This is a genomic window from Lapillicoccus jejuensis (assembly GCF_006715055.1).
In the GTDB taxonomy this organism is placed as follows: domain Bacteria; phylum Actinomycetota; class Actinomycetes; order Actinomycetales; family Dermatophilaceae; genus Lapillicoccus; species Lapillicoccus jejuensis.
This window is the reverse complement of sequence record NZ_VFMN01000001.1, coordinates 3,941,279-3,953,070: the sequence shown is the minus strand read 5'-3', so window position 1 is coordinate 3,953,070 and position 11,792 is coordinate 3,941,279. Positions and strand designations below refer to the sequence as shown.

The following is an 11,792-nucleotide window of genomic DNA, read 5'->3' as shown; positions in this document are numbered from 1 at the left end:
GCTCGGGTGGTGCTTCTCCCCGGGGGACACGCTGGGTCCCGACGACCGTTGCGCCGCAGGGCCTCCCGCGGCGTCACGGTTCGGTCACGGTGTCCCGCCGACCCGGGTGCCGGCGGCGTCTGCGACGCTGACGGCATGCCTCACGTGGTCGTCGTCGGAGCCGGGATGGCCGGGCTGGCCACCGCCTGGGACCTCGTCGCGGCGGGGGAGCCCGGCCTGCGCGTCACCGTCCTCGAGGCCGCCCCGGACACCGGCGGGAAGCTGCGCACCGGCACGGTCGCCGGCCTCGCCGTCGACGTCGGCGCGGAGTCGGTCCTCGCGCGCCGCCCCGAGGCGGTCGACCTGGCCCGCGAGGCCGGCCTCGGTGACGCGCTCACCCACCCGGGGGGCCGCGCTGCGACGGTGTGGTCGCGCGGCGCCCACCACCCGCTGCCGCCGCGCACCCTCATGGGCGTCCCGTCCGACCCGGACACCGCCCGCGGCCTGCTCGACGACGCCGAGGTCGAGCGGGTCCGCGCCGAGCGCTCCCGACCCCTGGCGCCCCTCGAGGCCGACGACGTCGCGGTGGGCGCCCTCGTCGAGGACCGGCTCGGGGCCGCCGTCGTCGACCGGCTCGTCGAGCCGCTGCTCGCCGGCGTCTACGCCGGGCACGCCCGGCGCCTGTCGGCCCGCGCCACCGTCCCGGCGCTGTGGGCCGCCGCCCGCGCGGGTGAGCCGCTGCTCGACGCGGCCGCCCGCGCCGCCGCCGGGGCCACCGCGACCGCGGGCGGCCACCCCTCCCCGGTCTTCGCCGGCTACCGCGGCGGGCTGGGGCGGATGGCCGCCGACCTCACGCAGGCGCTGCGCGAGCGCGGCGTCGACGTCCGCACCGGCACGACGGTGCGGGGCCTGCGTCGTACGGGCACCGGCTGGGCCCTGACGGTCGGGCCGACCGTGGCCGAGGAGGAGGCCGACGCCGACGCCGTCGTCCTCGCCGTCCCGGCCGCCCCGGCCGCCCGCCTGCTGCACGACGTCGCCCCCGACGCCGCCGCCGCGCTCGGGGAGATCGGGACGGCGTCGATGGCCGTCGTCACCCTCGCCGTCCCGCGCCGCGTCCTCGCCCCCGTCCTCGAGGGCGCCGGCGTCGCCGGCAGCACCGGCTTCCTCGTCCCGCCGACCGAGCCGGTCCGGGTCAAGGCGGCCACCTTCACCTTCGCCAAGTGGGCCTGGGTCGACGCGCTCGACCCCGAGCTCGTCGTGCTGCGCGCGTCGGTCGGCCGGGCGGGCGAGGAGGCCGCCCTCCAGCGCGACGACGCGGACCTCGTGGCCACGGTCGTCGACGACCTGTCGACGATCCTGCGCGGCCGCGTCCCCGCCCCGGTCGGGGCGCACGTGCAGCGCTGGGGCGGCGGGCTGCCGCAGTACGCCGTCGGTCACCTCGACCGGGTCGCCCGCGTCCGCGACGCCGTCGCGGCCCACCCGGGTCTCGCGGTCGCCGGGGCGTCGTACGACGGCGTCGGGGTGCCCGCCGTGGTCGCCACCGGTCGGGCGGCCGCCGCCCGGGTGCTCGAGCACCTGCGCGCCCACCCACCTGCGGGTGGGTGACCCCCGGGAGGGATCATGGGGTCATGAGCAGCAGCCGCCCGACCCCCGCCCGGATGCGGGAGATCAACGACACGATCCGCTACGCGATGTGGTCGGTCTTCGCCGTGGCCGAGCCGGTCGGCGACGCCGACCGCGACGCGATGACCGCCGAGCTCACCGCGCTGGTCGACGAGCTGGCCGCCGAGGACGTCGTCGTCCGCGGTCTCTACGACGTCGCGGGGCTGCGCGCCGACGCCGACGTCATGGTCTGGTGGCACGCCGAGACGATCGAGCAGCTGCAGGCGGCGTACCACCGGCTGCTGCGCACCGAGCTCGGCGCCCTGCTGGACCCGGTGTGGTCGGTCGCGGCGCTGCACCGGCCGGCGGAGTTCAACAAGAGCCACGTGCCGGCGTTCCTCGCCGACGAGGAGGCCCGCAAGTACGTCTGCGTCTACCCGTTCGTGCGCTCCTACGACTGGTACCTGCTCGACGACGCGCAGCGGCGCGACATGCTCGTCGAGCACGGGCAGATGGCGCGCGGCTACCCGGACGTGCGCGCCAACACCGTCGCCGCGTTCGCCCTCGGCGACTACGAGTGGGTGCTGGCCTTCGAGGCCGACGAGCTGCACCGCATCGTCGACCTCATGCGCGACCTGCGCGCCTCGCAGGCGCGCAACCACGTCCGCGAGGAGGTCCCGTTCTACACCGGCCCCCGGGTCGAGATCGCGGACCTCGTCGCCGCCCTGCGCTGACCCGCCACCCGTCACGCACGACGGCGCCCCACCCGCTCGGGTGGGGCGCCGTCGTCGTCCCGGCTGCCGGCGCGCTCAGGCCTTCGGCTCGAGCCTCAGGCTGATCGAGTTGATGCAGTAGCGCTGGTCGGTCGGCGTGCCGTAGCCCTCGCCCTCGAAGACGTGACCGAGGTGGCTGCCGCAGGTGCCGCACCGGACCTCGACGCGCTTCATGCCCATGGTGCGGTCCTCGATGTACTCGACGCGGTCCTCGGCGAGCGGGGCGTAGAACGAGGGCCAGCCGCAGTGCGAGTCGAACTTCGTCTCGCTGCGGAACAGCTCGGCGCCGCAGGCGCGGCACGAGTAGACGCCCTCGGTCTTGGTGTCGGTGTACTCGCCGACGTAGGGCCGCTCGGTGCCGGCCTGGCGCAGGACCTGGTACTCGGCCGGCGACAGCTCGGCGCGCCACTGCTCGTCGGTCTTGGCGACCTCGTAGGTCTTCCCGGTCTCGGTCTGGGGGGTGCTGCTCATGGTGCTCCTGCCGGTGAGGGCCGCGAGGGCGCTGCGAATGGACATCACCGACGACAACGCGCCGGGGTGGAGGACGTGTTCCCTCCACCCCGGCGCACCGGGTCGTGCTCCGGTCGGGTCAGGTCAGGGGGCGACCACCCGGACCGGTGTCGAGACCGTCCGTCCGTCGGGCAGCGTGGCGACGATCTGGTGGATGCCGCGCGAGGTCGAGACGGGCAGGAAGAACGACGTCGTCCCAGCCCCGTTCTTGTTGGTCCTCAGGCTGGCCTTCGGACCCGTGCCGTCGAGCTGGACGGCGACGGCGACCTGGGGCACCGACCCGTTCAGCCGGACCTGCACGTACTGACCGGGGCTCTGCCGCTTCGGGCTGACGGTCAGCGTGCCGACGGGCGCGACGTGCGCGGCCGGCCGGATCCGGGCGACCTGCGGGTCGTGGTCGGAGGCCTGGTCGGAGAACTCCGCGTTGACGTGCACGACGTCGTACTCCACGTCGGTGATCGCCTTGCTGACGACGATGTGGTCGAGCACCTGCGAGATCCCGTTGAACACGTAGGTGTAGCGCTCGTCCTCCGGCAGCGTGGTGATGAGGTCGGTGAGCGTCGCGCCGTCGTCGGTCAGCGTCGTCACCGCGGTCGAGAACTGGTAGTCGTTGAAGTCACCGGCGAGGACGAGGTTCGCGCCTGCGTCGACGCCGAGGACGTCCTGGACGAACCCGTGCACCGCGGTGGCCTGGGCCACGCGCTGCACCTCCGAGGACCGGGTCGGCGGCTGGAAGCGGCCGTCGGCGCTCTGGTCGCCGCCCTTGGAGTTCCAGTGGTTCCCGACGACGATCAGCTTCTTGCCCTGGAAGGTGAACTCGGCGGCCAGCGGCTTGCGCGAGCTGTCGAAGGCCGGGTTGGTCGGGTCGATTCGGCCGGGGTTCGTCGACAGCGTCGGCGTCCCGTCCACGTCCTTGGTCACCGTGACGGCGGTGGTCGCGGACGGGGTGCCCTTCGGGGTGAAGCCGACACGGGCGGCGTTGTACAGGAACACGATCCGGATGTTGCCGCCCGGCTGCCCGCCGTCCTGGTCGTTCACCGGGTCGATCGACGTCGAGGAGTACGACGGCCCGCCGGCGGCGGTGATCGCCGCGGTGAGCTTGGCCACGGTGACGTCCGAGGCGGTGGTGCCGTCGTCGGTCGCGCCGGTGTTGTCCTGCACCTCCTCGACGGTGATGACGTCGGGCGAGCGCAGGTTGGTGACGACGCCCGCGGCGAGCCGGTCGAACTTGGCCTGCGGGTCCGACGGGGCGAGGTTCTCGACGTTGTACGTCGCGACGCTCAGCTGGTCGCTCGCCGACGCCCGGGCCACGCCCGGCGCGAGGTGGTTGTCCTGCCAGGTGCCGATCCGGGTGGCCCGCAGCGAGTAGCCGCCGTACGACGACCAGTCGACCGGGCCGCTCGTGGTGCCGGTGAGCACGTCGCCGACGTTCGCCGGGGGAGTGCTCACACCGGCGAGCGGCGCGACGAGCAGGCGGCCGGACGGCGTGCCGACGTACGACGGCAGGTAGGTGCCGCCGCGCGGGGTGCGCTTGTCCTCGGGCTTGGTCGTCACGTAGATCTCGCCGTACTGCGGCTTGCCCGGGCCGACGACGGGGGCGTCGTCGACGGAGACGAGCATGCCCTCGTGGGCCTCCCAGAACTCCAGGGCGGAGTGGGTCGGGTCGACCGGCGAGATGCTCTCGACGTTGCCGTCGGCCGGTGCCGGCGCGTAGAGCGCGGGGACGGTGTCCGGGGTGAGGGCGAGCGCGACCGGGACGGCGTTGCCGGTGCTCACCGTCGTCACCGTCGGGTTGATGATCTCGGTGGTGGACAGGCTGGCCGTCGTCGCGAGGGTCTCGCCGGAGGACAGCGGGTAGTAGTCGCTGACGGTGCCGCTGACGACCACGGCGCTGCCGACGGCGGGGGCCGCGGCCGAGGTGAAGACGAAGACGCCGGACGACGCCGTGGTGCGCGCGGTGTCCGGGGTCGGGTCCTGCACCCAGAAGCCCTTCGGGCTGCCGGTGCTCACCGCGGTGACGACGCCGGGGACGCGGGTGACGGTCTGGCCCTTGAGCGGCGAGACGAACCCGTCGCCCTGGACGTCCTGGATCGTGGCCGGGCCGGGCGTGCACTCGGTCGGCAGCGGGGTGACGCCGCAGTCGGTGCCCCCGCCGCCCCCACCGGTCGAGCCCGGCGCCGCCTTGGGCGTCGGGGCCGCGACGGTGAAGTCCTTGCTGTTGTCGCCGGTGTTGGCGAACGGCGTGATGGTGCGCTGCGCGGACGTCGTGTTCGACAGGACCCCGGTCGGGCCGGTGCCCGCGTAGTCGTTGGCGCCGCCGTACCCGACGAAGTCGACGACGCCGGCGGCGCCGTCGCAGTCGGCGCCGCAGGCCAGCACCGTCTGGTTCGAGACGAGGGCGATCTTGCCGGCCGTGCCGCTCATCGCGAGGGTGCCGGTGGCGTCGGGGGTCGGCAGCGCGGGCGCCGTGCCCGTGCCGGCCGCCTCGGCGACGAGGTAGTAGGCGCCGGGGGCGATGGTCCCGGTGAGCCTGGTCAGGGCGTAGGAGGAGCCGGTGGCCGAGCCGTACTGCACCGACCAGGTCGACAGGTCGACCGCGGTGGTCCCGGTGTTGTAGAGCTCGACGAAGTCGTTCTTGTACGGCGCGCCGGTGTTGCCGCCGCCGCCGTACACCTCGCTGACGACGACGGGCGAGGTGGTGTCGACGGCCTGGGCCGAGGGGGCCTGGGCGACGAGGAGGGGGCTGAGCAGGGCGAGGGCGGCCGTCGTGGTGACGACGCCGCGCGCGGCCCGGGGTGTGGGTGGCCGGTGGTGCGGCATGGGTGAGGGCTCCCGAGGGTGGGCGGAGGACGTGGGCGGGCCGACCGTAGGCGGGACAGGGGGGCGTTTCGGTACCGACACGGTGAACAGCAGGTAAGGAGAAGGTCAGCGTTCTCCCAGGACGTCCTCAGCCCGGGCCGTGTCGGGTGGCGGGCCTAGGCTGCGGGCATGGCCAGCGACGCCACCGTCCTCGAGGTCGAGGGGCCCGACGGCCCCCGCCGCGTCCGCGTGTCGAGCCCGGACCGGGTGATGTGGCCCGACGCCGGGATCACCAAGCTCGACCTGGCCCGGTACGTCGTCGCGGTGGGGGACCGGTTCCTCGCCCTCGCCGGTCACCGCCCGGTCACCCTCCAGCGGTTCCCCCAGGGGATCGACGGGGAGATGTTCTACGCGAAGAACCCACCGAAGGGCGCGCCCGCCTGGTCGCGGTCGGTGACCGTGACCTACCCCTCCGGTCGCTCGCACCCGCAGCTGGTCGTCGACGAGGTCGCGACCGCGGTGTGGGCGGTGCAGATGAACACCGTGACCTTCCACCCCTGGCCGGTCACCGCGCCGCCGGGCCTCGACGCCGAGGCCTCGTCGCAGGACGGCCCCGGACCGCTCGACCGCCCCGACGAGGTCCGCCTCGACCTCGACCCGCAGCCGGGTCGTCCCTTCGCCGACGTCGTCGAGGCCGCGCTCGCGCTGCGCGGGGTGATGCAGGACGCCGGGCTCGCGCCGTACGCCAAGACGACCGGCAGCCGCGGGGTGCACGTCTACGCGCGGGTCCAGCCCGAGCACGAGTTCCTCGACGTGCGGCACGGCGTCATCGCGATCGCCCGCGAGCTCGAGCGCCGGTTACCCGACCTCGTGACGACGGCGTGGTGGAAGGAGGAGCGCGGCGACAAGGTCTTCGTCGACTTCAACCAGGCCTGCCGCGACCGGACGATCGCGTCGGCGTACAGCCCGCGGCCGCTGCCCGGGGCACCGGTGAGCATGCCGGTGGCCTGGGACGACCTGCCCCGGGTGTCGATGGCCGACTTCACCGTGCGCACAGTCCCGGGGCTCGTCGACTCCCGGCCGGACCCCTGGGCGTCGTACGGCGGTTCGTCGGCGAGCCTGACCACGGCGCTGGGCTGGTGGGAGCGCGACCTCGCCGACGGGCTCGGCGAGCTGTCCTTCCCGCCGGACTACCCCAAGATGCCCGGCGAGCCGCCGCGGGTGCAGCCCTCCAAGCAGCGGTACGACGACGCGGAGTACCTCGGCTCCGACGGCGGCTACCTGCGCGACAACCCGCAGGAGCCGCCGGGCGGCTGGGAGGCGGCCAAGCGTCGGCGCGCCTCGCGCGGGCCGCGCACGCGGCCCTGACCGGTCAGCGGCGGATCCAGCCGACGACGTCGACGACCGCGTCGACGGAGCCCGGCGAGCCGTTGTAGAGCGACACCGTCCCGTTCGCGCCGACCGGGACGACGACGAGGTTGGCGACGTTGGTCTGCGGCCGGAAGTTGACGTTGGACGCCAGCGGGCGGGGTCGTCCGCCGGGGTAGACGGTCAGGTAGCCGGACGTGGTGCCCCGCGTCGCGGTGACGTTGAGGACGACGGCGTCCACCCCCGACGCGGGGACGCCGGAGCGGCCCAGCACGGGCAGGGACACCGAGGTGCCGGAGCGGACCGCCCCGAGCGTGACCCCGACGCCGTACCGGGTGTCGACGAGGCGGCTCTGGGTGGAGGCCAGGGTGGCCCCCGGCGTCGAGGGGGTGCCCCCGAGGACCCAGCCGGCGACGTCGACGACGACGTGCACCGACCCGCTCGTGTGGGCGTAGAGCTGGATCGCCCCTCCCGCCCCGAGCGGGACGAGGACGAGGTTCGGCACGGTGGTCCCCGGCGCGAACTGGACGTTGGCGGCGTCGGGGCGGCTCGCCCCGGCGGCGTACGCGGTGACGTAGCCCGAGCCCGTGGCGCCGGTCGTCGTCACGTTGACGACGACCGCGGCGACCCCGGCGGGCGGCACGTTGCCGTGGCCGGCGACGACGACCGTGCGCACCGCCCCGTCAATGAGCGGGGCGGTGGACCCGACGCCGAGGCCGGTGCGGGTGTCGGCGACCCGGGCCGGCGTCGAGGACAGGGTGGAGCCGGCGACCACGGCGGACCCGCCGATGACGTAGCCGGCGACGTCGACGACGAGGTGCACGGTGCCGCCAGAGCCGTTGTAGAGCGACATCTGCCCGTTCGAGCCGACGGTGGCGAGGACGAGGTTCGGCACGGTCTGGCCGACGGCGAAGTTGAGGTTCGAGGCCTTCGGTCGGGCGCGTCCGGCCGGGTAGACGGTGAGGTAGCCCGACCTCGTGGCGCCGGTGACGGTGACGTTGAGGACGACCGCGGTGACCCCGGTGGCGGGGACGCCGCCCCGGCCGGTGACCGTGACCGTCGTCGTGCGTCCCGGACCGGTCGCACCGGACTGGCCGCCGAGGCCGGTGCGGGTGTCGACGATCCGGGCCGGGGCGACGGTGACCGTCGAGCCGGCGCTGACCTGGACGCTCGCGCAGCCCAGCAGCGTGCTCGGGTCCCCGGCGCCCACGCCGATCGCCCGGGCGCACACCTGGTGCGTGCCCGAGGGCAGGGTGACCGCGGCGGAGAAGCCGCGCGCGGCGCCGTGGTGGTAGACGGCGTCGACGTCGGGCCGGCTCACCGAGGCCGGGCTGGTCGCCACGCGCACCCCGTCCGACTCGAGCGAGACCTGCACCGGGTCACCGGTGTCGGGGTCGTCGGCCCAGCCGGAGAGGGTGGCGCCGCCCGGCACCGCGGTGACGGCGTCGAGCCGCCCGAAGGCGCTGCACAGCAGGTGGTCGCAGGCCGCGAGGGTGGCGTCGTCGACGACGGTGACGGGCTGCTGGCCGCCGAAGGCGGTCCACGAGGTGAACCCGAGGGGCCGGCCCCCGCTGACGTGGACGAGCCGGCCCGACGGCCCGCCGCGCAGGAACACGTCGGTGGGCAGGCTGCGCAGGTGCGGCCCGTGCGTCAGCTCCCACGGGTCGATCGCCGTGTAGGGCTGCGGGGCGCCGTACGCCGACCAGGAGGGGACGGCCAGCGGGGCGCCGCCGGCGACGACGTACGTGCGGCCGTCGGCGGTGTTGCGCAGGAAGCTGCCGTTGCGGGGGGCCGCGAGCAGGTGGCCGAAGACGCCGCTGCCGCCGGCGTTGGCGATGGTCGCGGCGTCGACGAGGGTGGTCGGCTGCTGGCCGCCGAAGCTGGTCCACGACGAGACGTAGAGCGGCGCGCCGCCGGCGACGCGGTAGACGCGGCCGTCGGTCCCGGTGAGGAAGGTGCCGTCGGCGGGGTAGGCGGGCAGCGTCGCGAAGGCGGCCGCGGAGATCGAGGTGATCGGCGGGACGGAGCCGAAGCCGGCGAAGCTCGTCACGTAGATCGGGGCGCCGCCGGCGATCCGGTAGACCTGGCCGTTCTCGGCGATCCGCACGTAGGTGCCGTTGGCGGGCGGGAACGACGAGGTGGAGCTCGGCGCGCCCCCGAAGTGGATGAAGCCGGTGACGTCGGCGATGAGGTACCAGCGCCAGTCGAAGTCGCCGCCCCAGTTGTCCTCGGAGACCTTGACCCGCTTCGTGGTCGGGTCGACCGCCTCGACGTAGGCGACGTGGCCGTTGCTGCTGAGGCCGGCCTTCTGGTCGAACCACGCGATGTCGCCGACCTGCGGGGTCTTGTCGACCCGCACGCCGCGGGACGCGGCGACCGGGCCCCACTGGTAGCCGTTGCCCTGGCCGGCGAGGTACGACGCGTTGATGCCGCGTGCCTTGAGCCGGTAGGCCGCGTAGTTCGTGCAGTTGTGGCCGGGGTACATCCCGAAGAACGACTGCGTGTAGACGTTCTGGTAGCCCGCGTTGCCGAGCCCGTAGGTGTTGCAGGTGGCGAAGCTCTTGCACAGGGTGTTGAACCAGGTGAAGGCCGTCGCGGGCGACCACGCGGCCGGGCCGACGGCGGCGGCCACGACGAGCGCCACGAGCGCGAGGACGCTGCGGGCCCTCAGCAGCGGGGCGGCGGCGTGACGGTGGCGGCCGGCGTACGGGGCGCCGTACCGGCGGCGGGCGCTGGTGGGCAGGGGCAGGGGCGTGGTCGTGGGCATCGTGAGTCCTCGTGGACCCGGCCCGGGGGGAGTCGGGCCGGGCCTCGACGGGCCGCGAAGGGCTGTCGGGGTCGGGTGGGACGCGGGGCGTCCGGGAGCGGGGCGGGGAGGTGCGGTCGGGGACGTGGCGTGCCGCGGGGAGGCGGCGTGGGGGTGCTGCGAGGGGTGCGGCGGGGGTGCTGCGTGGGGGAGCCGGCCGGGGGGAAGGGCCGGTGGAGGGGTGGGCGACGGGGAGTGTCGCTCAACCGTGATGTCCGAAACCTACCGGCCTGTACCAGAATGCGGTAGTGCACGGCCGGAACAACACGCGTGACCGTCTCACGAATGGCCGTTCGGGGGAACCCCTCCTCGACGGGTCGGCCCCCGCCGCCCCGGCCGGGCGTCCGGGCTGCTAGACATCCGTCATGGCCACCACTGCCCTCGGCGGGACCCCCGCCCACCTCGTCGGCGAGCTGCCCGCCGTCGGCGACGCTGCCCCCGACTTCCACCTCGTCGGCTCGGACTTCTCCGCCGTCACCCGCGAGCCGGGCGTGCGCCACGTGCTCAACATCTTCCCCAGCGTCGACACCGGGGTGTGCGCCGCGAGCGTGCGCGAGTTCAACGCCCGTGCGGCCGACCTGGACAACACCCGCGTCGTCTGCGTCTCGGCCGACCTGCCGTTCGCGCAGGCCCGGTTCTGCGGCGCCGAGGGCATCGACAAGGTGGTCACGGCGTCCGGCTTCCGCTCGAGCTTCGGCGACGACTACGGGGTGCGCCTCGTGGACGGCGGGTTCGAGGGCCTCTACGCCCGCGCCGTCGTCGTGCTCGACGAGGACGGCCGCGTCGTGCACACGCAGCTGGTCCCCGAGATCGGCCAGGAGCCCGACTACGACGCGGCGGTCGCCGCGCTGGGCTGAGCGCCCGGGCGGGGCTCAGCCGCCGAGCACCTCACCGAGGTCGTACGCCGGCGCGCGGTCGACCTGCTCGATCCGGCACGACGGCGCGTCGCGGTCGGGACGCCAGCGCAGGAACGTCACCGCGTGCCGGAAGCGTCGGCCCTCGAGCTGGTCGAAGGCGACCTCGACGACCCGCTCGGGGCGCAGCGGCACGTACGACACGTCCTTGCTGCCCGAGAACCGCGAACGGTCGGTCTCGGCGGCCTCGGGTCGCCCCTCGTCGTCGCGCACGACGAGGGGCGCCAGCTCGTCGACGAGCTCGAGGCGGCGCTTCGCCGTGAAGGCGGCGATGCCGCCGACGCCGAACAGCGAGCCACCCTCGTCGGGCGCGTCGTCGTACAGGCCGAGCAGGAGCGAGCCGACGCCCTGGCCGCTCTTGTGGACCCGGTACCCGTAGACGACGGCGTCGGCGGTGCGGTGGTGCTTGATCTTGAGCATCGTGCGCTTGTTCGGCGCGTAGGGCTGCTCGAGCGGCTTGGCGACGACGCCGTCGAGCCCGGCGCCCTCGAACCGCTCGAACCAGTCGCGGGCGACGTCGGCGTCGGTGGTGATCCGGGTCAGGTGCACGGGGTCGGCCGCGCCGAGGTGCGCCAGCGCCTCCTCGAGCCGGGCGCGGCGCTCGCGGAACGGCCGGTCGAGCAGCGCCTCGTCGCCCAGCGCGAGCAGGTCGAAGCAGACCAGCTCGGCGGGCGTCTCCCGCGACAGCCGCGTGATGCGCGACTGCGCGGGGTGGATCCGCTGCGACAGCTGCTCCCACTGCAGCCGCTCGGCGCCGGGCTCGCCGCTGCGCACGACGACCTCCGCGTCGACGACGCAGCGCTGGGGCAGCAGGCGCCGTACGGCGTCCACCACCTCCGGGAAGTAGCGGGTCAAGGGCTTGCTGCCGCGGCTGGCCAGCTCGACCTCGTCGCCGTCGCGCAGGACCAGGCAGCGGAAGCCGTCCCACTTCGGCTCGTAGGCCAGGCCCCCGCGGACGCTGTCGGCGGCGGGGACCGTGTCGACGGCCTTGGCGAGCATGGGCTGGACCGGGAGGTCGAGGGGCTGGCGCACGCTGCCATG

Annotated in this window: 8 protein-coding genes; 4 read left to right on the top strand and 4 right to left on the bottom strand. The window is 74.7% G+C overall.

All coding sequences use genetic code 11. The annotated features are described in order from the left end of the window. Positions 1-135: 135 nt before the first annotated feature. Positions 136-1,584, top strand: a complete 1,449-nt coding sequence (gene hemG / locus FB458_RS18310) for a protoporphyrinogen oxidase (protein WP_141849765.1) — start codon at positions 136-138, stop codon at positions 1,582-1,584. A 23-nt stretch (positions 1,585-1,607) separates the two neighbouring features. Beyond that, positions 1,608-2,315, top strand: a complete 708-nt coding sequence (hemQ, locus tag FB458_RS18305) for a hydrogen peroxide-dependent heme synthase (RefSeq protein ID WP_141849764.1) — start codon at positions 1,608-1,610, stop codon at positions 2,313-2,315. A gap of 75 nt (positions 2,316-2,390) precedes the next feature. Here hemQ and msrB read toward each other — a convergent pair whose 3' ends face one another. Continuing rightward, a complete protein-coding gene (msrB, locus tag FB458_RS18300; RefSeq protein ID WP_141849763.1) occupies positions 2,391-2,825 on the bottom strand; it encodes a peptide-methionine (R)-S-oxide reductase MsrB in 435 nt (144 codons plus the stop codon). Positions 2,826-2,948: 123 nt separating this feature from the next. Next, complete coding sequence (locus tag FB458_RS18295; RefSeq protein WP_141849762.1) at positions 2,949-5,684, bottom strand: lamin tail domain-containing protein; 2,736 nt, start codon at positions 5,682-5,684, stop codon at positions 2,949-2,951. A gap of 168 nt (positions 5,685-5,852) precedes the next feature. Here FB458_RS18295 and ligD point away from each other — a divergent pair, with 168 nt between their 5' ends. Next, positions 5,853-7,031: a non-homologous end-joining DNA ligase gene (ligD, locus tag FB458_RS18290; protein WP_141849761.1), complete on the top strand. Its 1,179-nt coding sequence runs from the start codon at positions 5,853-5,855 to the stop codon at positions 7,029-7,031. Between the two features lie 4 nt (positions 7,032-7,035). On the opposite strand, the gene FB458_RS18285 is transcribed toward ligD, so the two are convergent. Continuing rightward, a complete protein-coding gene (locus FB458_RS18285) occupies positions 7,036-9,798 on the bottom strand; it encodes a CHAP domain-containing protein (RefSeq protein WP_141849760.1) in 2,763 nt (920 codons plus the stop codon). A 404-nt stretch (positions 9,799-10,202) separates the two neighbouring features. Here FB458_RS18285 and tpx point away from each other — a divergent pair, with 404 nt between their 5' ends. Further along, on the top strand, positions 10,203-10,694 hold the full coding sequence (gene tpx, locus FB458_RS18280; RefSeq protein WP_141849759.1) for a thiol peroxidase: 492 nt from the start codon (positions 10,203-10,205) through the stop codon (positions 10,692-10,694). A gap of 15 nt (positions 10,695-10,709) precedes the next feature. Here the strand turns inward: tpx and FB458_RS18275 are convergent, their stop codons facing one another. Next, on the bottom strand, positions 10,710-11,783 hold the full coding sequence (locus tag FB458_RS18275) for an ATP-dependent DNA ligase (RefSeq protein WP_141849758.1): 1,074 nt from the start codon (positions 11,781-11,783) through the stop codon (positions 10,710-10,712). Positions 11,784-11,792 lie beyond the last annotated feature (9 nt).